The sequence below is a fragment of the Campylobacteraceae bacterium genome (assembly GCA_013215945.1).
Lineage (GTDB): Bacteria > Campylobacterota > Campylobacteria > Campylobacterales > Arcobacteraceae > NORP36.
On the sequence record JABSOM010000010.1, the window covers coordinates 19,219 to 41,839 of the forward strand.

Annotated in this window: 26 protein-coding genes and 10 tRNA genes; 26 read left to right on the forward strand and 10 right to left on the reverse strand. The window is 29.9% G+C overall.

The genetic code is table 11. The features are described 5' to 3' along the window. Window positions 1–33 precede the first annotated feature (33 nt). From HRT41_11015 to HRT41_11030, 4 genes are read left to right on the forward strand one after another with little or no spacing between them, the layout of a single operon-like run. Window positions 34–1,158: a bifunctional 2-C-methyl-D-erythritol 4-phosphate cytidylyltransferase/2-C-methyl-D-erythritol 2,4-cyclodiphosphate synthase gene (locus tag HRT41_11015; GenBank protein ID NQY24559.1), complete on the forward strand. Its 1,125-nt coding sequence runs from the start codon at window positions 34–36 to the stop codon at window positions 1,156–1,158. Next, window positions 1,155–2,054: a DNA-binding response regulator gene (locus HRT41_11020; GenBank protein ID NQY24560.1), complete on the forward strand. Its 900-nt coding sequence runs from the start codon at window positions 1,155–1,157 to the stop codon at window positions 2,052–2,054. Before HRT41_11015 ends, HRT41_11020 begins: the two co-directional genes overlap by 4 nt. Further along, on the forward strand, window positions 2,051–2,521 hold the full coding sequence (locus tag HRT41_11025) for a phosphatidylglycerophosphatase A (GenBank protein NQY24561.1): 471 nt from the start codon (window positions 2,051–2,053) through the stop codon (window positions 2,519–2,521). The genes HRT41_11020 and HRT41_11025 overlap by 4 nt, the downstream gene beginning before the upstream one ends. Before the next feature lie 8 nt (window positions 2,522–2,529). Beyond that, on the forward strand, window positions 2,530–2,817 hold the full coding sequence (locus HRT41_11030; protein NQY24562.1) for an antibiotic biosynthesis monooxygenase: 288 nt from the start codon (window positions 2,530–2,532) through the stop codon (window positions 2,815–2,817). A 386-nt stretch (window positions 2,818–3,203) separates the two neighbouring features. On the opposite strand, the gene carA is transcribed toward HRT41_11030, so the two are convergent. The 5 genes from carA to HRT41_11055 are packed head-to-tail and all read right to left on the reverse strand — an operon-like array spanning window position 3,204 to window position 8,092. Further along, window positions 3,204–4,325, reverse strand: coding sequence for a glutamine-hydrolyzing carbamoyl-phosphate synthase small subunit (gene carA, locus HRT41_11035; protein NQY24563.1), 1,122 nt, complete (start codon window positions 4,323–4,325; stop codon window positions 3,204–3,206). Window position 4,326: 1 nt separating this feature from the next. Continuing rightward, window positions 4,327–4,878 carry a DUF507 family protein gene (locus HRT41_11040; GenBank protein NQY24564.1) on the reverse strand — a complete coding sequence of 184 codons (552 nt, stop codon included), beginning with the start codon at window positions 4,876–4,878 and terminating at the stop codon, window positions 4,327–4,329. A 3-nt stretch (window positions 4,879–4,881) separates the two neighbouring features. Further along, window positions 4,882–6,135, reverse strand: coding sequence for an adenylosuccinate synthase (locus HRT41_11045; protein NQY24565.1), 1,254 nt, complete (start codon window positions 6,133–6,135; stop codon window positions 4,882–4,884). 2 nt (window positions 6,136–6,137) lie between these two features. Further along, window positions 6,138–6,983: an ATP phosphoribosyltransferase regulatory subunit gene (locus HRT41_11050; protein ID NQY24566.1), complete on the reverse strand. Its 846-nt coding sequence runs from the start codon at window positions 6,981–6,983 to the stop codon at window positions 6,138–6,140. A gap of 2 nt (window positions 6,984–6,985) precedes the next feature. Beyond that, window positions 6,986–8,092, reverse strand: a complete 1,107-nt coding sequence (locus tag HRT41_11055; protein ID NQY24567.1) for an alanine--glyoxylate aminotransferase family protein — start codon at window positions 8,090–8,092, stop codon at window positions 6,986–6,988. Window positions 8,093–8,339: 247 nt separating this feature from the next. Here HRT41_11055 and HRT41_11060 point away from each other — a divergent pair, with 247 nt between their 5' ends. From HRT41_11060 to HRT41_11085, 6 genes are all read left to right on the forward strand, one after another. Continuing rightward, entirely contained in the window at window positions 8,340–8,789 is a 450-nt protein-coding gene (locus HRT41_11060) for a MarR family transcriptional regulator (protein NQY24568.1), read from the forward strand. 53 nt (window positions 8,790–8,842) lie between these two features. Beyond that, entirely contained in the window at window positions 8,843–9,412 is a 570-nt protein-coding gene (locus HRT41_11065; protein ID NQY24569.1) for a polyisoprenoid-binding protein, read from the forward strand. Between the two features lie 20 nt (window positions 9,413–9,432). Continuing rightward, window positions 9,433–9,927, forward strand: a complete 495-nt coding sequence (locus HRT41_11070; protein NQY24570.1) for an NAD(P)H-dependent oxidoreductase — start codon at window positions 9,433–9,435, stop codon at window positions 9,925–9,927. Between the two features lie 78 nt (window positions 9,928–10,005). Further along, window positions 10,006–10,521 (forward strand): NAD(P)H-dependent oxidoreductase, encoded by a 516-nt coding sequence (locus HRT41_11075; protein NQY24571.1) that lies wholly within the window; start codon window positions 10,006–10,008, stop codon window positions 10,519–10,521. Between the two features lie 9 nt (window positions 10,522–10,530). Continuing rightward, the gene (locus tag HRT41_11080) at window positions 10,531–11,304 is read left to right on the forward strand and encodes a dioxygenase (protein ID NQY24572.1); all 774 of its coding nucleotides are present in this window, start codon (window positions 10,531–10,533) and stop codon (window positions 11,302–11,304) included. A gap of 21 nt (window positions 11,305–11,325) precedes the next feature. After that, complete coding sequence (locus HRT41_11085) at window positions 11,326–12,030, forward strand: pirin family protein (protein NQY24573.1); 705 nt, start codon at window positions 11,326–11,328, stop codon at window positions 12,028–12,030. A 58-nt stretch (window positions 12,031–12,088) separates the two neighbouring features. On the opposite strand, the gene HRT41_11090 is transcribed toward HRT41_11085, so the two are convergent. Next, on the reverse strand, window positions 12,089–13,084 hold the full coding sequence (locus HRT41_11090; GenBank protein NQY24574.1) for a phosphoribosylformylglycinamidine cyclo-ligase: 996 nt from the start codon (window positions 13,082–13,084) through the stop codon (window positions 12,089–12,091). A 217-nt stretch (window positions 13,085–13,301) separates the two neighbouring features. Between HRT41_11090 and HRT41_11095 the strand changes: the two genes are divergently transcribed. The 6 genes from HRT41_11095 to HRT41_11120 all read left to right on the forward strand — a co-directional run bounded on the left by HRT41_11095 (window position 13,302) and on the right by HRT41_11120 (window position 18,628). Continuing rightward, a complete protein-coding gene (locus tag HRT41_11095) occupies window positions 13,302–13,892 on the forward strand; it encodes a dephospho-CoA kinase (protein ID NQY24575.1) in 591 nt (196 codons plus the stop codon). Further along, entirely contained in the window at window positions 13,889–14,626 is a 738-nt protein-coding gene (locus HRT41_11100; GenBank protein ID NQY24576.1) for a diaminopimelate epimerase, read from the forward strand. The genes HRT41_11095 and HRT41_11100 overlap by 4 nt, the downstream gene beginning before the upstream one ends. Continuing rightward, on the forward strand, window positions 14,626–15,354 hold the full coding sequence (locus tag HRT41_11105; protein ID NQY24577.1) for a glucosaminidase domain-containing protein: 729 nt from the start codon (window positions 14,626–14,628) through the stop codon (window positions 15,352–15,354). Before HRT41_11100 ends, HRT41_11105 begins: the two co-directional genes overlap by 1 nt. A gap of 87 nt (window positions 15,355–15,441) precedes the next feature. Next, complete coding sequence (locus tag HRT41_11110) at window positions 15,442–16,047, forward strand: LPP20 family lipoprotein (protein ID NQY24578.1); 606 nt, start codon at window positions 15,442–15,444, stop codon at window positions 16,045–16,047. 35 nt (window positions 16,048–16,082) lie between these two features. Further along, the gene (locus tag HRT41_11115; GenBank protein NQY24579.1) at window positions 16,083–17,204 is read left to right on the forward strand and encodes a DUF3393 domain-containing protein; all 1,122 of its coding nucleotides are present in this window, start codon (window positions 16,083–16,085) and stop codon (window positions 17,202–17,204) included. Beyond that, window positions 17,201–18,628 (forward strand): hypothetical protein, encoded by a 1,428-nt coding sequence (locus HRT41_11120; protein ID NQY24580.1) that lies wholly within the window; start codon window positions 17,201–17,203, stop codon window positions 18,626–18,628. The genes HRT41_11115 and HRT41_11120 overlap by 4 nt, the downstream gene beginning before the upstream one ends. 119 nt (window positions 18,629–18,747) lie before the next feature. Here the strand turns inward: HRT41_11120 and HRT41_11125 are convergent, their stop codons facing one another. Further along, complete coding sequence (locus HRT41_11125) at window positions 18,748–19,227, reverse strand: glutathione peroxidase (protein NQY24581.1); 480 nt, start codon at window positions 19,225–19,227, stop codon at window positions 18,748–18,750. A 170-nt stretch (window positions 19,228–19,397) separates the two neighbouring features. Between HRT41_11125 and HRT41_11130 the strand changes: the two genes are divergently transcribed. The 10 genes from HRT41_11130 to HRT41_11175 all read left to right on the forward strand — a co-directional run bounded on the left by HRT41_11130 (window position 19,398) and on the right by HRT41_11175 (window position 21,279). Then, a tRNA-Gln gene (locus tag HRT41_11130) sits at window positions 19,398–19,472 on the forward strand. A 27-nt stretch (window positions 19,473–19,499) separates the two neighbouring features. Then, window positions 19,500–19,584 (forward strand) — tRNA-Tyr (locus HRT41_11135). Window positions 19,585–19,594: 10 nt separating this feature from the next. Continuing rightward, window positions 19,595–19,670, forward strand: a tRNA-Phe gene (locus tag HRT41_11140). A gap of 46 nt (window positions 19,671–19,716) precedes the next feature. After that, window positions 19,717–19,803, forward strand: a tRNA-Leu gene (locus tag HRT41_11145). A 69-nt stretch (window positions 19,804–19,872) separates the two neighbouring features. Beyond that, window positions 19,873–19,949 (forward strand) — tRNA-Thr (locus HRT41_11150). A gap of 50 nt (window positions 19,950–19,999) precedes the next feature. After that, window positions 20,000–20,076, forward strand: a tRNA-Gly gene (locus tag HRT41_11155). 14 nt (window positions 20,077–20,090) lie between these two features. Further along, window positions 20,091–20,167, forward strand: a tRNA-Met gene (locus HRT41_11160). 30 nt (window positions 20,168–20,197) lie between these two features. Continuing rightward, window positions 20,198–20,284 (forward strand) — tRNA-Leu (locus HRT41_11165). 155 nt (window positions 20,285–20,439) lie between these two features. Next, window positions 20,440–20,528, forward strand: a tRNA-Ser gene (locus HRT41_11170). Between the two features lie 100 nt (window positions 20,529–20,628). Next, entirely contained in the window at window positions 20,629–21,279 is a 651-nt protein-coding gene (locus tag HRT41_11175; GenBank protein NQY24582.1) for a sel1 repeat family protein, read from the forward strand. 1 nt (window position 21,280) lies between these two features. Here HRT41_11175 and HRT41_11180 read toward each other — a convergent pair. From HRT41_11180 to HRT41_11190, 3 genes are all read right to left on the reverse strand, one after another. Beyond that, window positions 21,281–21,358 (reverse strand) — tRNA-Pro (locus HRT41_11180). A gap of 48 nt (window positions 21,359–21,406) precedes the next feature. Then, window positions 21,407–21,883, reverse strand: a complete 477-nt coding sequence (locus HRT41_11185; GenBank protein NQY24583.1) for a GreA/GreB family elongation factor — start codon at window positions 21,881–21,883, stop codon at window positions 21,407–21,409. A 5-nt stretch (window positions 21,884–21,888) separates the two neighbouring features. Continuing rightward, window positions 21,889–22,458, reverse strand: coding sequence for a PhnA domain-containing protein (locus HRT41_11190; GenBank protein ID NQY24584.1), 570 nt, complete (start codon window positions 22,456–22,458; stop codon window positions 21,889–21,891). Window positions 22,459–22,621: the final 163 nt, after the last annotated feature.

Sequence of the window (22,621 nt, forward strand, 5' to 3'; positions counted from 1 at the left end):
ATAATATGTAACTTTTTTACACAAGGGGCTTTTTTGACTGATGTTACACTAATAGTTCTGTGTGCTGGTACTTCTTCGAGGTTTGAACACAGAATTAAAAAACAATGGTTGCGTATAAATAACGAGCCTTTGTGGTTAAATGTTACAAAACGTATCTCCTCTTATTGTGAATTTAAAAAGGTAATTGTTACTTCTCATCCAAATGAACTAAATTACATGAAAAACTTCTCATCAAATATATGCTTTGTTGAAGGTGGAGAAACAAGACAAGAATCAATGAAAAATGCTTTAGAAGAAGTTGACTCAGAATATGTAATGGTTACTGATGTTGCAAGAGCAGGAGTTCCAAAAGCTATCATTTTAGATTTACTTAATAATAAAAATAAAGCAGCCTGCATTGTTCCTATACTAGATGTAAGTGATACTGTTATATTTAATGAAGAGACAATTGATAGAAAACACGTAAAACTTATACAAACTCCACAATTATCAAATACAAGTATTTTAAGAAAAGCCTTAAAGAATACACAAGATTTTACTGATGACAGTTCTGCAATTAAAAATATTAATGAAAGTGTTTTTTATATAAAAGGTTCTTATTCAAGTAAAAAACTAACTTTTTTAAGTGATTTAAATGAGTTTGATTATTTGAAAGGTCCTTGCAAAAATACTTTTATAGGCTCAGGAATTGATATTCACGCTTATGAAGAAAATAAAGAGATGTATTTAGGTGGAGTTAAATTACCTTGTTCGTATGGATTTAAAGCACATTCAGATGGAGATGTTTTAATTCATTCTGTAATAGATGCACTTTTAGGTGCTATTGGCGCTGGTGATATTGGTGAGTTTTTCCCCGACAATGATCCACAATACAAAAATGCCAACTCAGCGTCATTACTCAGTTTTATTTTAGATTTTGTAACAAGTGTTGGATATGAGATAATCAATATAGACTTAACAATACTGGCAGAAATACCAAAAATTAATCCACATAAATTAGATATCAAATTTTCAATGGCAAAATTATTAAATATTGAGCCACAGTTCATAAATATCAAAGCAACAACCTCTGAAAAGATGGGATTTGTTGGCAGGAAAGAAGGCCTTACAGTATTAAGTACTGCTAATTTAAAATACTACGATTGGAAAAATACATGAATATCTTAATAATAGAAAATGAAGTTTATTTGGCACAAAAAATTGTTTCGCGATTATTGGATGATGGTCACTTATGTGACTTTATCGAATCAACCAATATTAATATGGAAAAAGATTACGATATTGTTTTATTATCTACGTCTTTGCCTTCTTCTCAATGCAAAGAGATAATAAAAAAATACAAAGAACATGCTATTGTTTTATTACTGGTATCTTATATTTCTGATGAAACGGTTACTGATCCTATTAAAGAAGGTGCCAAAGATTATATTATGAAACCTTTTATTATGGATGAACTTGTACGTAAAATTTATCATTATAAAGAATGGCAAAGTGTTAAAAAAGAACTTAGCACGCTAAGAGCTTATTTAGAATTCAATTTTAAAGATGTAAATATCTCTAATATTCAACTTTCACATACTTTTCCTCTACTAGTATCTACGAATTCTCCAAAAATGGCAGACAAAGTAGTATTTGAAATTGCTCGAAAATTTGATTTAGCTATTAAATTTATTTCTTTATCAGATACACCAACTTGGCAAAAAGACTTAGCCAAACCCACTAAAGAGCTTTTATACATTACGGACTACCAAGTACTTAAAAAATCTTCTAAAGACAATTTAAATGCCCTTTTAGATGGAAGAAAAGCTATTATTTGTTCTCTTGAAAAAGAAGAAGACTTTCCTTTCTCAAAAATCTCGTGTATGCAAAATAATATTTCTTTAATGAACAATAATATTATGACAATAAATGAATATGTAAAACTTATGGTTTTAACCTTTCAAGGGAATTACCCCGATACTGAATTATCCAAAAAACTGGGAATTTCAAGAAAATCTCTTTGGGAAAAAAGAAAAAAACTTGGTATTGAAAAAAAGAAACAGGCAAAACAATGAGAAAACTCTTTTTAACCCTTTTTTACTCAGGTCTAACTCCAAAAGCTCCAGGAACTGCAGGAAGTATAGTAGCACTTATTCTAGGGATGTTGCTTCTAAAAATTGTTCCTGATTCAACCTTATTTATGTTATCAATATTGATTACAGCAATAGCAATAAAACAAATTGATATTTATGAAAAAGAAATAGGCGAGCATGACAGTAAAGAAATCGTAATAGATGAACTGGCTGGTATGTGGTTAGCACTTTCAATTTGTGGTATTACTGATGAAAACTTTTATATTATGGGCGCTTTGGCTTTTGTATATTTCAGACTCTTTGATATTTGGAAACCTTCTTTAATTGGTAAAATAGATCAAAAAGTAAAAGGTGGTTGGGGTGTTATGGGAGATGATCTTTTAGCAGGTGTTGCAGCAGGACTAGCAGCTGCAGGAACTTACCAACTTATTCTTAAATTCATATACTAGGAAAAATCATGACAATTACAAAAAAAGTAACCTTTATAGCAAAAGACGGCTGTGAAGATAAAATGAAAGAACTCTTGATTGCTATGGTAGCACCTTCTAAAAAAGAAGACGGTTGTATCTTTTATGATATTTTTCAATATGAAAATAACAGAAAAAAATTCTCAGCAGTAGAGTCATGGAGAGATGAAAAAGCGCTTGATGGTCATAAAAGAACTTCTCACTACGCAGTTTACAAAGCTTCATATGAGCCATATTGTGAACATAAATATACAGATGAGTTAGAAATACTTAAATAAGCTTATCTTTCATATTTTAAAAAACATATCAATTTATATAATGAGGGTCTATTTTTCAAAGAAAGAATAACTCTTATTTTATTACACGATATTAAACACCTCGAAAAATTCTTTTAATTCTATCTATTACTATACTAAACACTTTCTTTTTCGCTTGTTTCGGGAACATACTTAAATTGTGTTGTTTCATAACTTCAAATAATATTCGATTAGATCTGGTCATTTTAGACATTTTTCTACTTTATAATGGTTTCTTGAAATATTGTAAAAGAATTTATTGTTTTTTGTAAGGTCAAGGCGAAGAAAAAAATTCCTAAGGAGTGTGCATTAAGCACATGACGCAGGAATTATTTTCTTCAACGCAGAGATTGCGAAAATAAAATGAATTATTTTACAATATTTGCGAATTCTTGGAAGATATATTTGGACTCGTGTGGCCCTGGACTTGCTTCTGGATGATGCTGTACTGAGAAAATATTCTTATCATTATAAGATACACCTTCAATAGTATTATCAAACAAGTTTTTATGAGTAATTTCAGCAATATTAATTATAGAATCAGGAACATTATAATTATGATTTTGCGCTGTAATCTCTACTGTACCTTTATCATTTCCAACTGGATGGTTACCACCATGTTGTCCAAATTTTAGCTTGTATGTATCATAGCCATGAGCTATTGATAACATTTGATGCCCTAAACAAATAGCAAAGATAGGAATTTCACTTTTGATTAGTTCTTTTACTTCTGCTAACTCTTCGGTAAGGGATAAAGGATCACCTGGTCCATTTGATAAAAATACTCCACCGATTTCTTTGTTGTTAAAACGTGAAATCAAATCTGCTGCTTTAAATGTCGAAGGAACTACTTCTACTTCTAAACCTGTTTCTACCAGTTCATTTAAAATATTTCTTTTAACACCAAAATCAACAACTACAATTTTTTTATCACTCATAACTGCTTTATTGTAATCAAATTTTGAGTGATCCCATGCTCCAAATTTATGAACATAAGCTTCTTTTACAGATACTTCTTTAATATAATTAATATCTTCAATTCTTGGACTTGAATCTAAAAGTAATTTTAATTCATCTATATTATCAATTTCAGTAGAAGCAATCATCATCATTGCTCCTTCTTTTCTTAGAATTTTTGTTAAATAACGTGTATCAATATCACAAATTCCTAAAACATTGTTTTCTTTTAGGAGAGAATCTAAATCAGAAGTGGCTCTAAAGTTTGAATATTCATGGTGGTAGTTTCGTACAAGAACACCTTTACAGTGTGCTTTAGAACTTTCCATATCTTGAGCATTTACACCTACATTTCCAATTTCTGGCATGGTAAATGTCACAAACTGTCCTGCATACGAAGGATCAGTAATGATTTCTTGGTAACCAGTTAAAGAAGTATTAAAAACAATTTCACCAACGCTAGTTCCTTGCGCACCAAAGGAATTTGCTTCAAGAAATGTCCCATTTTCTAAATATATCCAAACTTTTTTCATTCTATAATAACCCTCTTTTAATTAACTCTTCTTCATATAATCTAGCAAATACTAAATCATAATCCTCTGTTCCTGGAATCAGTCTTCTTTTGTACGATTTTATTTTCACATGAACTTCATCGTCTGCTTCTTCAAAACCTTTTAGAAACACATCAATAGATTCAAAAATTACATTTTTAATTTTATTATCTGTTACAATATAATGAATATAATCTTCTTCCCATAAAAAATCTAAGATTTTATGTGAAATATCAGAAAATCTGTCTTCATTGTTTAAAATTACACCATGATCATTTGCCATTCTTTTTTTAGTCATCCAAAAAAGTTGTCTGTAGTCTGCATTGTAAAATTCAATATTTTCTTCTTGTTCGTCTAATATATCATTTACTTTTTCATCTAAAGCATGTTCATTGTCTAAATCTTCTACTAAGATTCGCTCAATTTCTGCTGTGATTTCATCTTTCGTTTTTCTAACTTCTACAAATTCGCATGTTGCTAAATCTCTTGAGATTCTTCTTGCTACATAGGGTGTATGGTGAAATTTCATTCTCATAATTTATCCTCTTATTATTGTATCGTCTCTCTCAGGTGATGTTGAAATTAATCCAACTCTTACATTTGTTAATTCTTCAATTCTTTTGATATATAATTTAGCATTTTTCGGTAAGTCATCATACTGTCTTACCCCTTCAACTTTATCCCATCCAGCGATTTCTTCATAGATAGGTTTAACGTTTTCTAGGTCACTTGGCATGTAATCAATTCTTTCTCCATCAAGGTCATAAGCAATACAAATTTTGATTGTTTTAAAACCATCTAAAACATCAAGTTTCATTAATGATAATTGGTCACAACCATTAAGTCTTGCAGCATGTTTCACAGCAATTGCATCAAACCATCCACATCTTCTACCACGTCCCGTTGTAGTTCCTACTTCTTTTCCAACATCTGCCATTGTTTCACCATCTTGTGTGAAATCTTCAGAAGGGAAAGGTCCATTTCCTACTCTTGTAGTATATGCTTTCACAATACCAGTAACAATTCCAATATCTCTAGGAGCAAGACCTAAACCAGTACAAGCACCAGCACTTACACAAGATGAAGAAGTAACATAAGGATATGTTCCATGATCAATATCTAATAGCGTACCTTGAGCTCCTTCTAATAAAATCTTTTTATTTTCATCAAGTGCTTTCCATACAATGTTAGTCGTATTTGCAATAAAGGGTGCTAAAACATCTTTATATGAAAGTAATAATACTTGTAACTCTGCTTCATTAGGTGTTGAAATTTCAAGTACATCAAAAATAGCTTTGTTTTGTTCAAAGTATTCAACAATTGCTTTAGCTAATTTGTTTGGATTTAATAACTCACCTACTCTAAACCCTGATCGCGAAATTTTTTCAGCATAAGCAGGTCCAATTCCTTTTCCAGTAGTTCCAATAGCTTTGTCACCTTTTAATCTCTCTTTAGCTTGATCAATTAAAGCATGATAAGGTAAGTTTAAATGCGCTTTATCTGAGATAAATAATCTTCCTTCTAAATCAGAGAATTGTTTCATTTCTTCAATAATAGCTTCAGGACATAAAACAACCCCATTTCCAATTACATTTATAGCTTTTGGATTTAAAACACCAGAAGGAATTAAATGAAGTGCGTGTCTTACTCCATCAACCCAGATTGTATGACCAGCATTGTGTCCACCTTGACTTCTACATACCATGTCATATTTTTGAGCAAGCATGTCAACCATCTTACCTTTACCTTCATCGCCCCATTGTATTCCTACAATTAAATCTGCTTTCATCATGCCTAATCCTCTAATAATTTTATTAAACTGTCTGTGTAAAATGCGAAACCTAAAGAACTGATACCATCAGAACTGTATCTTCCACCCTTACATATTGTTAAATTGTCTTGAATAACTCTGTAATAAACACAATCATAGTATTTTAATGAACCATGATATAAAGGTGCTATTACAAGATTATTATAATCAACTGTTTCTGCTGTACTTAATAATTTTTCCAATTCAATCTTAATAGAATCAGGTACGATTGAAAGTACAGCACTTAAATCTTCCGTGGTACTCACTTTAATAAGTGTATTTAACCATTCACAATTAAGATTCATTAATTGTGCGATTTCACCTTTTTTAAATAAAGCAATATCAATATTTAATTCTTTCGCAACTAATCTTGGAATATTAATATTTGATAATTGTAATACTGGATTTACCTTTAACTCATTCAATAAAGAAGATGTTAAATTTAAAATATCAGTAATGTTATCGTGATTAATCCACTCACACCCTATTTGATAATCTTCATTTGAAGAATAAGAAAATACAGGTTGTACGTAAAACCATTTTTTATGAGACGTTGTTCGTCCCAGTCTTTTTGTAATAATTCTCACCACATCAAGTGTAGAATCGGCTCTTAATGCTAAGTTTTGATTCTTTGTATCTGAAAAAGTAATAAGTTTTTTGTTATCCTCAATACTTTGATGTTGAGAATAAGAAAAATTAGGTGTTACTATTTCTTCAAAACCTGCTTTATCTAAAAAAGACGCAAGTTTATTTTCTATTTCTCTTTTTAATTTGGCTGTTTTACCAAAATATAAACGAGACCCCTCTGGAATTTCATGTTCTAAAATCATTCTTAACCTTTAAACATATTTGATAAAAATACTTTAGAAGCAGTTCCATCAAATGTTCTTATATTTAATTCATCCATTGCCAACTCTAAGGCATTTACAACCCAAGAAGCTTCAAAATCTTCTACTAATCCCATGTGATTAATTCTGTAAATATTACCTTTTAGGTGGTCTTGTCCCCCTGCAATATTTACATTGTATTTATTCTTTAAGATTTTTCTAATTTCATTAGATTTATCTGTTTTAATGGTAGTCATAGCATTTGCTGGTGTGCTTGGATATATTTCACAGCCTATTGATTCTAAAGCATTACGTGTAGCTTTAGCTCTTAGTGCTGTTTTTTCATACAATGCATCAAAACCACCATTGTTTTTAATAAAACTTAAAATTTCTCTTAAGCCAATAATCAAAGTAGTAGCAGCAGTATATGCCGTAGTATTTGTTTTTTGTTTCTTAATTTCACTTGCTAGATTTAAATAATAACCTGCTGGTTTTTTATTAATCTTAGTAACAGCTGCTTCTGAGAATCCAATCATTGAAAGACCAGGAGGAAGCATTAACGCTTTTTGGCTTCCCGTAATTAAAGCATCAATATTTGTAGTATCTACTTTTTCAACACCAACTGCGGTAATTCCATCTGCAACAATTGTAATACTAGGATTAAAAGCTTTTACTGCAAATGCTAGCTCTTCAACTGGATGTCTTAAACCTCCAGCACTTTCACATACTTGAATAAAAATAGCATCAATATCTGAATCATTTTTAATAATATCCATTACCACTTCTACGCTAACAGGAGTATTCCATTCATTTTTAATTTCTCTAAAAGGAATATCAAAAGCTTGACAGATTTTTCCAAATCTCTCACCAAATTTCCCAGAGTTAATGCTTAAGGCTTTTTTATGCGTTAAATTTGTTACACAAGCTTCCATAGCACCTGTTCCACTTGATGCTAACATCACAGCTTCAGGCATATCAAGAATTTCTAATAATAAAGAACGTGTTTCTTCAAATATTTTTTCAAATTCAGGGGTTCTGTGATGAATGGTAATATCACTCATTGCTGTTCTCACAAATTCTGGTACAGGAGTTGGTCCTGGCGTTAATAACATATTTTTTCCTTAACATTTGGGCATAGTAAATCGTGATAGTGTATCTAAAACTTACTAAGCCTTCCATTAAAGGAATTAAGAGCTATTTATTTATTATTAAATTGATGCAAAAAAAGAATTTTCAAATTTAAAAACCTTAGTATCACGTTCTTTGTTCACATTAATAGTACTAATTAGTACTATATTTACCTTTGACTCTTGACATTTAGTACTAACTAGTAGTATACTGTCACCAAGGAGTAACATTATGAGTAATGAAAGTTTAATAAGTTATGGGAAACGAAGTGATAAAGCTATGAAAACATGGGTTCAAATTAGCAAAACCTTTAATAAGTTTTTTACAACTGAACTAAAATACTTTAGTGAATACAGCCTAACTTTTAATCAGTTTAAAGTACTTGAAGTACTTTATCACAGAGGAGATTTAAACATTACTTCTATTACAAAGCTTACAACAAGCACTCCTGGTAATATAACAGTAGTTGTTAGAAATCTAAAACGAGATGGTTTAATCCACTCACTTTGTGATCCAAAAGATAAACGCGCAAGTATTTTATCTATTAGTGAAGAAGGAAGAAAAATCATAGCTTCTTTATTCCCACAGCACGCGAAAAATATCACTTCGTACATGGATGTACTTGATGATGAAGAATTAGAAACATTACGAATATTGTTGAAAAAAGTTTACAAAAAATAAACTTTTTTTATTTAAATACTACTAGTTAGTACTAGTAACAAAAAGGAAATATTATGAATTTAAAAATCAAATTAGGTCTTACGTCAATCTTATTAGCAAGCTCATTATTTGCAGGAACATACAATGTTGATCCCGTGCATTCAAATGTATCATTTAAAGTTAAACATATGATGATTTCAAATGTAACAGGTGAATTTGATACTTTTTCTGGAAGTTTCGAATATGATGATAGTACAAAAAAAGTTACTTCATTAAGCGGTAAGGTTGACGTAAGTTCAATAAATACAGACAATGTAAAAAGAGATGGACATTTAAAATCAGCTGATTTTTTTGATGCAGCACAGTTTCCTAATATTACGTATACAATATCTAAAATTATAGACGATGAAGCGCATGGGGAAATCACAATTCATGGCATCACTAAAAAAGTAGTTTTTGATTTTGAAAAAAGTGGAATGATTAAAGATCCATGGGGAAATACAAGAATTGGTCTTGAATTAAACGGTTCTATTTCTAGAAAAGCTTTTGGATTAAAATGGAACAATCTATTAGAAGCAGGCGGTGCCATTGTTGCTGATAAAATCAAGTTAACTATTGAACTTGAAGGTATATTGACAAAATAATTACAAAATAAAGGATGAAGATGTATACCATTTTAGTATCGACTCAAAATGAAAACATGAAGTTAGCAAAAGTATTGCAAGATTTATTGCAAAAAGAAGGAAAAGAAAACCAACTTATAGATTTGGTGGATTTAAATCTTCCTTTACATAATAGTGCTTTACAAGAAAAAGATGGAATTCCAAAAGCCGTGCAAAACTTGTATGAAACAATGGATAAGTCCCATTCTTTTATTTTAGTAACAGCAGAATATAACTTTGGAGTGCCAGCTGTATTAAAAAATGCAATTGATTGGATTACGGTTGTTAATAAAGACTTCAGGAAAGTATTTTCTGATAAAAATGTTCTTTTATCTACCCATAGTGGAGGTGGAGGTCAAGATGTTCTAGACACTATGAGAGCACAATTTACAAAGTTAGGTTCTATGGTTTATACAGATGAAATCCATACTACCTACCAAAAAGCCTTCGAATTAGAGTCAAGTAAAAAAGTCTTACTCTCTTTTTCAAATATTTAGATAAAAAAAAGTAAATAGTTTAGGTCAAACTATTTACTTCTTAGAGTTTGATTTAATAATAAAATAAAGGATTAAAAAATGTATATTATATTTGTAGCAAGTTTAAATGAGAATATGAAATTAGCAAAAAAAGTTGAAGAACAACTAAAAAAAGAAGGTAAAACAAGTGAAATTGTGAATTTAGTTGAATTAAACCTTCCTATGTATGATTCTTTAAAAGAAGAAAAAGATGGAATTCCTAAAGGTATTCTTGAGTTAATTTCAACAATGCAAGAAGCTAAAGCATATATATTTGTTAGTCCTGAGTACAACTTCTCACTTCCTCCTGTACTTGTCAATTTTATTGCTTGGGTTTCAAGAGCAGATGAAGATTTCAGAAAAGTATTTACCTTAAAAGCTATTCAATTAGCTGTTCATGCAGGTGGTGGAGGTACTGATGTAAGTGCTGCTATGAGAAATCAGTTTACCCGTTTAGGTGCTTTAGTCATGCCAAGAGAAATTATTGCTACGTATCAAAAACCAATAGAAGATGGAAGTTTGAAAAGAATTTTGGAGCAATTTATTCACCTAAGCGAAAACTATACAAAGATATAAGGAGAAAAAATGTTACCAAGTTTATTTATTTCACATGGAAGCCCTGCTCTTGGTATTATGGACAATAAATTTAGTAGTTTTTTCAAAGATTTAAGTAAAAAGTTTGAAAAACCTAAATATATAATCATCGTATCAGCGCATTGGGAAAGTCAAGAGCTACTAATTTTAAGCAAGGAATTTCCTAAAATCATTTATGATTTTTATGGTTTCCCAAAAGAACTTCATGAAAAAAAGTATAAAGCAAAAAATGATATCAATCAAATAAAAAGTATAAAAAAGTTATTAAAAACTAAGAATATTGATATAAAAGAAGAGCCAAATAAAGAAGGTTATGATCATGGGGTATGGGTACCTTTATCTTTGATGTATCCAAAAGCAGATATACCTATTATTCAAATTTCTTTACCCAACAACTATTCAAGTAAAGAACTTTTTATTTTAGGTGAGGCTTTGCAAGAATTACGTGAGGAATGTTTAATTATAGGTAGTGGCAGTATTACTCATAATCTTTATGATACCTCAAGCGATATAAATGCCAACGTTAAAGAGTATGCAGAAATATTTGATGAATATATTTCAAAAACAATAAAAGAAAAAAATATACATGAACTCTTAGATTTTAAAGAAAAAGCACCTAAACTTAGAGAGAATCATCCGAGTCAGGAGCATTTCATGCCATTATTTTTTCCCTTAGGTGCAGCAATTTCAAAAGATTGCGAAATTTTAAATAAAAGTTTTATGCATGGAAATTTATCCATGCAAACACTCTTATTTACCAATTAAAATAAAAAAGAAAGGACATTTATGTTAAAAAAATTACCGAAAGAAAATATGGGTACTTCTAACCTTGGATGGTTACAAAGTAGATTTCATTTTTCATTTGCAGAATATAGAAATTATGACAATATCAAATTTGGAGTACTTAGAGTATTAAATGATGATTTAATACAAGCAAAAAGCGGTTTTGATACCCATCCTCATCAAAATATGGAGATTATCTCTTATGTAGTAAAAGGAGAAATTTCTCATAAAGATTCTATGGGAAATGAAGAAGTAGTAAAAAGAGGACAAGTTCAATATCTCTCAGCAGGAGATGGAATATATCACAGTGAATATAATAAACATGAAAGTGATACCTTAAGACTCTTGCAAATATGGATAGTCCCTCCTAAAGATTCGCTACCAAGATTATATGGACAAGAAAATTATAAAAAAGAACAAAGAAAAAATACCTTGTTAAATATTGTTTCTTCCAAAGAAGGAGATGCAAAAATAAAAATACATCAAGATGTAAATATGTATGTAAGTGAGCTGGATTCAAACAAAGTATTAGAATATAAAATCAAAGACAAACGACAAATTTATTTTGTACAAATTGAGGGTTCTTCTAATATCAATGGTATTAAGCTAAATAACGGGGATGCTATGGAAATTACAGAAGAAAATTCTTTAAAAATAGAAGCTTTAGAACAATCTCATTTTTTGTTTATAGAAATGCCTAAAAGTTAATTTGTCATAAAAAAAGGAGTAACCAAGTGGTTACTCCTTTTCTAAAGAAAAAAATTGCCTAGATAAACTCTACGCCTTTTTTTCCTTCTTCAATACTTCCAATAACATAAGCATCAGTACTTGCTAAGATTGCATCTACTTTAGAAGGATCTGCAACAACTACCATTCCTACACCCATATTAAAGGTTCTATACATTTCGTCAAGTTCTACATGCTCACCAATAAAATCAAAAATTGGTAAAACTTTTATAGAATCTCTTTTTACCACCGCTTTTAAATGTTCAGGTAAAACACGTGGTAAGTTTTCAGTAATACCTCCACCTGTGATATGAGCTAAAGCAGAAATATTTTCTTTGTTTTCTTTAAATTCTTTTACATAAATTCTGGTTGGTTCTAATAATACTTCTTTTAAAGGTTTTCCTTCAAAATCATCATCAAGAGTCAGCCCTAGTGTTTCAAATAATACTTTTCGTACCAATGAAAAACCATTTGAATGAATTCCTGAAGAAGGAAGTGCTAATAAAACATCTCCTGCATTAATTCGCTCAATTCTGTTTAATTCGTCTTTTTCTGCAATTCCAACACAAAAACCAGCCAAATCAAAATCGCCTTCTTTGTACATTCCTGGCATTTCAGCTGTTTCACCACCAACTAGTGCACATTCACTTCTGATACAACCTTCAGCAATACCTTTGATTACAGCAGAAGCTTCATCTACATTTAGTTTAGCAGTTGCATAATAATCTAAGAAAAATAAAGGCTCTCCAAAGTTACATAATAAATCATTCGTACACATTGCAACTAAATCTATTCCAACAGTATCAAATATTTTAGCATCTATTGCTAATTTTAATTTAGTACCAACACCATCTGTTCCAGATAATAAAACTGGTTTTTTGTAACCACTAGGTAATTCAAATGCACCAGCAAATGACCCAATTCCACCTAATACACCTGGAATTTTTGTTGCTTTTACATAAGGTTTAATATTTTCAACAAATTGATTTCCTGCATCTATATCTACACCTGCATCTTTATAACTAACTTTTGCCACGTTCGTCCTTCATATGTCTTGTAAAATCAAGGGTAAATTAGATTTACCTATACATCAATTTTTTTGCTATTATAGCAAAAAAGATTTAAAAACATGTTAGATATTAACTTAAGCTAACTATTATACTAAATAATAAGCTTTTACTCTTTATATAGGTAATTTATTTTTTGTTTAAAATAATTGATTTTATTATACTTTTTACTGTACAATAGCCACTATGAACAAAGATACATTTAAGAGGGCTATTGCATTAACAGGTGGAATAGCTACAGGCAAATCTACTGTATGTAATTTACTAAAAAAAGATGATTTTTTAATCATTGATGCCGATCTTATTGCGCATAAGCTTTTAGATTTACATCACCTGAGCATAGCCTCTATGTTTGGGCAAGAATATGTAAAAGACAAAAGAGTACTTCGTAAAAAACTGGGAAGTATTATTTTTTCTAATGAAAAAAACAAATTGAAACTAGAAGCTTTTATTCATCCTTTAATTCAAAAAGAAATTGAAAAAGAAGCCAGTATTTTAGAAAAAATGGAAAAAGTATATTTTATTGATATACCCCTGTTTTACGAAAAGATGCACTACCCTATTTCAAAATGTTTACTCGTATATGCCCCTAAAGATACACAAAAAAAGCGTTTAATGAGCAGAGATAATATCGATGCTAAAGAGGCCCTTCTTAAAATATCCAATCAAATGGATATTGAAGAGAAAAAAAACAAAGCAGACTATATAATAGATAATTCTTCTGGTTTGAAAGAGCTAAAAGATGAAGTAGAACAATTTATTAAGGAAATTTTATGACCTATACAAAATATTCAGCAAGTGGCAATGATTTTGTCATATTTCACACTTTTATCAAAAAAGATTACAGTGAACTTGCTAAATCTTTATGTTCAAGAACGCAAGGCATTGGGGCAGATGGACTGATTGTTCTTCTGCCTCATGAAAGCTTAGATTTTCAATGGTTGTTTTACAATTCTGATGGCTCAGAAGCGTCAATGTGTGGGAATGGAACAAGAGCTTGTGCCCACTATGCTTTATCAAATAATTTAGCAAATGAGAAAATGAGTTTTTTAACATCTGCTGGAACCATATTTTGTGAAGTAAAAAAAGATGTAGTTGAAACACAATTAACCAAAGCTGTAATAATAAAAGAAGAATTCCAAGAAGATGGAAAAACCTGGTATTTAATAGATACAGGAGTACCACATTTAGTATGTATAGTAAATGATTTAAATGAATACGATCATGATTTATGTGCAAAAATGAGATACAAATACAATGCAAATGTTAATTTTGCGTGTATAAATTCAAAAAAAATAAATGTAAGAACCTATGAAAGGGGTGTTGAAGGGGAAACCCTAGCTTGTGGAACAGGAATGGCAGCATGTTTTTTAAGAGCCTATAAATTAGGATTAGTGGATAAAAAAACCTTTGTTTACCCAAAAAGTAATGAAGAATTAACGCTAAGATTAGAAAACAATGAGGTGTATTTTAAAGGTAGTGTCCAACAAGTTTTTACAACAACAATATAATGAAAAAAATTTTACTAGTACTTGCTTTTAGCTCACTGCTAATACTTAATGCACTTGGCTTTCCAAAAGAGTATTATTCACTTAAAGATACAAAACAAATGAAAACATATTTTTTTAATTTTTTGTATCCCTTAATTGAAGAAGAAAATAATCTAATTTTAAAAGACAGAGCTTTTATCCTGTCTTTAAAAACAAATAAGAACTTGGAAAAAAATTCAAAAGATTATCTTAAATTAGAAAAACTTGCGAAAACATATTCGGTTAAAGATATGTTTGATTATAAAAAACTCTTAAAGAAAATTGACATCATTCCTCCTTCTATGGCTTTAGCGCAAGCTGCTACTGAAAGTGGCTGGGGAAAAAGTCGTTTTGTTAAAGTGGCAAATAATATTTTTGGACATTGGACTTACGGAAAAGTGGGAATTGTTCCTTTACGCAGAAATAAGGGTTCAAAACACCTTATACGTATTTTCCCTGATCTTCAAACATCTATAAAAGCTTATATGCAAAACCTTAACCGTACGCGTGCGTATTCTTCTTTTAGAAATAAAAGAGAAACACAGCGTAAACGTTCTATGGAGCTACAAGGTCTCGCTTTATCACAAACAATGATAAACTATTCAGCAATTAGAGAAAAGTATCTAAAAATTCTTGGCTCAATTATCAGAGTAAACAAACTAAAAAACTATGATCAAAAATATTATGATCAGGTCTTAAAAAACAAATAAAAACCTGTTTATTCAGGTTTTTATTTCATTTAAACTATTCTTATACAATTTAACTTTATAATAACTATCAAATATAAAAGGAAAAAAATGAAAAAAATTCTTATTAAGAGCTTACTCCCCATTTTACTAGGCTCAGTGCTTTTTACGGCTTGTTCTTCAAAAGAAGAAGTTGAAGTAAAAAAAACAGAAACTTCATCTGGTGATATGTATGTAAATCCTGAATTAAAAGGTTCTCCAAAATGGGTTAGAATGCCTTATGTCCAAGGAACTATTTCAGATGTAGGCTCAGCGCCTCAAAATGCAGGTAATGATTTTTCTTTTCAAAGAGAAGAAGCTATGGCTGATGCTAGAGATAACTTAGCAAAACAAATATCAGTAAAAGTTAATAATATGTTCAAATCCTTTAAATCTGTTACGGGTTCAGGTGAGAATTCTACCTTTGATAAATCAAGTGAAAAAGTATCGAAACAAATCGCTTCTGAAACACTTAACAATACTATTGTAAAAGATACATGGATATCTACCTCTGGTACATTTTATGTATTAATGGCAGTAGATACTGCGCAGGTTAGCTCAAAAATAGAAGAATCAGTAAGAACTTCATTTAAAGATGATAAAGCAATGTATCAAAAGTTTTTGGCTTCAAAAGCACAAGGTGAGCTTGCGATGGAACTTGAAAAGTTAAATAAATAAACTATAGGGAAACCTATAGTTAGCAAAGAAATACTATGAAAAAAGTCCTTGTTTTATTATTACCCCTTTTTTTATTCTCTCAAAGTTTTGAAGATTTTAAAAAAGAAGAAAATATTTCATACTCTGCTTATAAAAAAGACTTTTATACTTACAAAGAAGCCTTTTTAGAAGCACATAAAGAGTATATAAATGAAATTAAAACATTCTGGCCACAAAAAGAATTATCCACAAAAAACAAATGGGTACAATATTCCAAAAACTATCAAGAAAAAAAAGTTGTTGATTTTGAAAATCAAGTTATTCATTTAAATGTTATTGCAAAATCTTCTAAAGAAGCAAGAGAAAAACTTTCACAAGCTTTAAGTGATTTATTAAAAGAAGATGTAAAAAGTGCTTATAAAAACGATCAATTAGAACAAAATATTTCAAAAAAACTAAAGAAAAAACTAAAAATACAATCAAAAGAAAAAATAATAGCAGATGTGCTTAATAAAAGTACTATCAAAAAATATAAAAAATATATTCAAGTCCGTCCCTTAGAAAAAACTATCTATAACAATAACACTATTTATAGCCTTAATTTAAAACTTCCTTCAAAAGCTTTAATAAATAAAGCATTAATACATAAAAATACAATTTCAGCAGATGCAAAAAAAATGCAGCTTCCAAAAGAACTGGTTTATGCCATTATCCATTCAGAGAGTGCTTTTAATCCAATGGCAAGATCTCATATTCCTGCTTATGGTTTAATGCAAATTGTTCCTAAGTCAGCGGGAATTGATTCTTATAATTTTTTGTATGGCGAAAAAAAACTTTTATCTTCAAGTTATTTATATAATTCCAAAAATAACATCAAAATAGGTACAGCTTATTTACATATTTTATTTTACAAATATTTAAAAGGTATAAAAAATAAAGAAGCGCGTTTATACTGTGCCATTGCGGCATATAATACAGGCGCAGGTAATGTGGCCAGAGCTTTTTACAAAACAAACAATATTAAAAAAGCAATAGAAATTATTAATAAAATGCAAGCAAAGGAAGTATATAAACAACTTATGAAAAATTTGCCGTATAAAGAAACAAAAAAATATTTATACAAGGTAAATCAAAAACGTTTTGTTTATAATAAATTAATACAAGACAATATTTTATGAAAAAGTATCTTCTTTTCTTAGCGCTTTTATGCTTTTTACCAGCCAATGAATACCAAGATTGGTTAAAAACGCAAGAAAAAGAATATCACAGTTATAAAAAATCCTTTGATCAAGACTTTGTTGAAGCGTTAAAGAAAGACTGGTTGCATTTTCAAAGCAGTTATACACTTAATCCCTATGAAAAAAATAAACCTCAAATATTAAATAGCATCAATAATCCCATTCATTTAAGTAAAAAAGAAATCAAAAAATCAAAAATAATTACAATCAAAAACATAAATAAAGAAGAAGATTCAAAAATTGTTTTAAAAGAAAAAACGATACTTCCTTTTAATAATTTAAAAAAGATATCGTTTTCTTTTTATTCGCAAGAGATAAATATTGATTATGATAAAAAACATAAAAACTTTCTAAGGTACAATAAAGATGCTTTTAGTGCTTTTTGGAATGATATAAGTAAAAGTAAGTATCAAGGTACCCTTAGGCAATTTCAAGACTATGCAAGGGAATTAAACTTAAATGATTGGGCAAAATATTTACTTATATATAAAAGTGCGTATCAAATATATCAAGATAAAAATATGGCAAATTTATTTACTTGGTTTTATTTATCAAAGATGAATTATGATGTCAAAATTGCATTTAATGAAAATAATATCTACCTTATTTCAAAACTTACTCACAAATTGTATGAAGTTTCATATGTAAGGATTAAAAATAAAAGATATTACGTATTAAGCGCAGAAAAACCTATTAAAAATATTGGACAAGTATATACCTATAAAAGTACCTATGAGAATGCACATAAAAGTCTTTCTTTTACGAGTAGAAAAGCCATCAAACTTTTTGGAAATATCAAAGAAAAAATATTAAATTTTTCCTATGATAATAAACAATATAAAATTAAAGCCAAATACAGCCTTGATTTAATTGATTTTTACAGTACTTTTCCACAATCAGATTATAAAGTTTATTTTAACAGCACCCACTCTTTGCTTTTATCTTCTAGTTTATTAAAAGAACTAAAAATAATCATAGAAGGAAAAACAGAATTAGAAGCAATAAATATCTTATTGCGTTTTGTTCAAACAGCCTTTTCTTACAAAAGTGATAAAGAAAACTTTTTCAAAGAAAATGTACTTTTTCCTGAAGAAACTATCTTTTACTCTTACAGTGATTGTGAAGACAGAAGTATTCTTTTTAATTTTTTAGTTAAAAACTTGAGTAATTTAGACATTATAGCCCTTAAGTATGACAATCATTTAAGTAATGCTATAGCTTTTTCTTCTTATGTAAAAGGAGATTCTACACAATATAAGAATAAAAGATATGTTGTATCAGACCCCACATATATAAACGCTAATATTGGACAAACAATGCCTATATATAAAAATAAAGAATTCCAAATAATTGAAATCAACTAAGTATAATAATATCCAGTTAAAACAATATGAAATCGATAATATAGGTATTAAAAGAAGAAATTGAAAATAGTTGTAAGAATAGTTACATATTTAAATACGTAACTATTTGTGTATTAAAGTTATTTTAATAATTTTAATATGTCTTTTTCTATATCCATTGGTTTTTTAGCTGAACCATATCTTTCGCAAACTTTTCCATTTTTATCTACTAAGAATTTTGTGAAATTCCATTTAATACCTTCAGTTGAAAGTAGGCCTTTTGCTTCTTTCTTTAAGAACTGATATAAAGGAATAGTATTTTCACCATTCACATCAACTTTTGCAAACATATCAAACGCAACAGAATAATTCAAGGTACAAAATTCTTGTATTTCTTCATTAGTTCCCGGTTCTTGTTTTGAGAATTGGTTTGAAGGGAAAGCAAGTACTGCAAAATCTTTCTCACTGTATAATTCATGTAACTTTTCTAAACCTTCATATTGTGGAGTAAAACCACATTTACTAGCAACATTCACAATAAGTAGTACTTTATCTTTGTATATACTCATTGAAACATCTTCATTCTTTATATTTTTTACATTAAAATCATAAATATTCATAAATATCCTTTTCTTTATTATAGGAAAAATACATAAAGACATAGTGATTATGAAGGGATTTAAATAAATATTAACAAATTTGTAAAATTTAGAGTAATTTTCTTTAAATTTAAAATTACTTTAATGTTAATTACAATATTATTCTATCCGCTTAAAGTAAAGCGAATGATTGGGGTATCGCCAAGTGGTAAGGCATCAGCTTTTGGTGCTGACATTCTCAGGTTCGAATCCTGATACCCCATCCATTTTAATGTTAAATAATAATTCAATCCGGGGAGGTTGGAGAGTGGTCAAATCCAAGGGATTGTAAATCCCTCGCCTACGGCTTCGAAGGTTCGAGTCCTTCTCTCCCCACCACTTTAATAGTGGCTCGATAGCTCAGTCGGTAGAGCAAAGGACTGAAAATCCTTGTGTCGACAGTTCGATTCTGTCTCGCGCCACCATTTGAATTTATTTAACATTATATTTTATATTACTACCATTAAAAATGCGAGCGTGGCGGAATTGGTAGACGCGTTGGACTTAAAATCCAATTCTGGTTTCAGAGTGTCGGTTCAATTCCGACCGTTCGCACCACTATTAGAAATAATAGTAAGCCTAAGATAGTTTTTTAACTGTTTTAAAAATTAAAGTTTATTCTTTAATGCTGATGTAGCTCAGTTGGCTAGAGCAGCTGATTTGTAATCAGCAGGTCGTAGGTTCAACTCCTATCATCAGCTCCATTTTATAAAGAACTGGTAATCTTTATAATCTTATTTTTACCACAAGTTAAGCGGGAGTAGCTCAGTTGGCTAGAGCCTCTGCCTTCCAAGCAGATTGTCGCGAGTTCGAGTCTCGTCTCCCGCTCCACTTAATTTACAAACCGCGGAATAGAGCAGCACGGTAGCTCGACGGGCTCATAACCCGTAGGTCACAGGTTCAAATCCTGTTTCCGCAACCAAAAATAATTAATAACTACCAAATAAAATATGCGAGCGTGGCGGAATTGGTAGACGCGTTGGACTTAAAATCCAATTCTGGTTTCAGAGTGTCGGTTCAATTCCGACCGTTCGCACCATAAATTAAAAAATATCATATTATGATGTTTTTAAATTTAGTCCAATAATGTAGGAACATTATTGAGAAATGAAATGTATATTTCATTTTAGAAAACAAAAATCATAGACGATATGATTTAAAATACTTTTAACTACTTCCTACAGTTATACGGTTGGAGAATTGACAGAGTTGGTCGAATGTACCGGTTTTGAAAACCGGCGAGGGTCACACCTCCGAGGGTTCGAATCCCTTGTTCTCCTCCATTATAAACCACAGAATAAACTTCATATAAACAATCATTTTACTTATTATTTCTTTATAAATTTTATTTAGCTAATATACTATTATTTTTAAAGGCTTATAATGAAATATTTACTCTATATACTACTGTTTTCTATCTCCTTAATATCAGAACCCAACAATACTTTTAATCAAATACAAAAAGAATACAATGAAGCCGTAAGCCAAGCACTTTATTCCCTTAAGATTGACAAATACCTTGTACTTGCAGATAAAGGGAATAGCCTTGCACAGTATGATTTAGGAGTTATTTATGAAGAAGGGCATTACCCTGTTAATATAAATTTAAAAAAAGCTGTTAAGTATTATCAAGCAGCTGCTAAAGACAATCATATCCCTGCACTTGTGAAAATTGCCTATTTTTATCAAAAAGGTATCATTCTTAATAAAAATACTAAAAAAGCCATAGAGCTGTATTCTAAAGCAGCTAAAGCTAACAATGCTCAAGCGCAATATAAACTAGCAAGTATGTATGCAAGAGAAGAAGGTTTAATAAAAGATATTGATATTATTCTGTCTTTATATACCGAATCTGCAAATCAAGGATATTTATCTTCTATTATTGCGTTAGGACTTTATTATGAACTGGGTATTGATGTGAAAAAAGATTATGGAAAAGCTCTGTATTGGTTTTCAAAAGTAAAAGATATACCTACAATACCTCAAAGAATTTTAAATATTTGTGATAAAAAAAGTGAATTGTGTAAACAATAGATGGTCGGGGCGAGAGGATTCGAACCTCCGGCCCCCTGGTCCCAAACCAGGTGCGCTAACCAGACTGCGCTACGCCCCGACATTTTAAAGAACAGGATTTTAGTGTTTTTTTACTCTTTTGTCAAGCTTATTTACTAATATGCAAAGAAACTTCTAAAATTTCATATTCATAGACACAAGAATTGATTATAAACTCAAACTCTTCGCCTTTTTTTTTGTTTAACAAGCATTTTCCAAGAGGAGAAACATTTGAAATAATCAAAGAAGATGGATTAGCTTCATAGGTACCTAAGATAGAATAAGTAGAAGTTTTATTTGTATGCAAATTCAAAAGTGTCACACAAGAGCCAAAATTAACACGTGAATGATCTAGTTTATTAATTTCAATTACTTTTGAGCTGTTAATAATCTTCTCTAAAAATCGCAAGCGTTTATCAATATTACGTAACATTTCTTTTGCGCCTATATATTCTGCATTTTCACTTCTATCCCCAAAAGCAGCTGCAATTTCTTTTTCTTTGACCCAATGGGGTTTTTGAACCTTATGTAAATCATTAAACTCTTCTACAAAAGTCAAATAACCTTCTTCACTGATTAAATTCATTTTGTTTATTGTTTCTTTAAAAAACATGTTAATAAAACAATTTTTGTTCCATTAACTCGTCCCTCAATTTGTAAAGGATTAGATGTTAAAGAGATATTCCTTACTGCTGTACCTCTTTTAGCAGTAAAACCAGCTCCTTTTACCTCTAGATCTTTAATAATGCTTACGGTATCTCCTGCTTGTAAAATAACGCCATTACTGTCTTTTGTAAGAACTTCAATATCTTCCTCTTTTGATAAACCTTTTAAGGCCCATTCTTTAATATCATCTTCTAAGTACATCATGTCCAAAAGTTCTTGAGGCCAACCTTCAGCTGCTATTTGACTTAGAATTCTAAAAGAAAGTACTTGCACCGCTGGTACTTCACTCCACATAGCATCATTCAAACATCTAAAATGATTGGCTTGCATCTTAGAATTATCTTCAATTTGTTCTTTACAAACCTTACATACTATTGCTGTTTGCTCCATACTTCCATCACAAGGTTCAACCTCGAAGACATTAAGATCAATACTTGACTTACATAATTCGCAAGTATTGTTACTTCTGTTTAATAAATCTTGTTCAAAAGACATTTTAATCCTTTATACTTTTTTTGAATTATATCTTTTTGATATATAAATCAAGATTAGCCCTTTATATTTAAGCTGATTTTTCTTTTGGTAAAGTATTTTTTCCTTGATTTTTATAATAAATAACAGTAAAAATTATATATACGAATAAAAAAAGATTACTTTC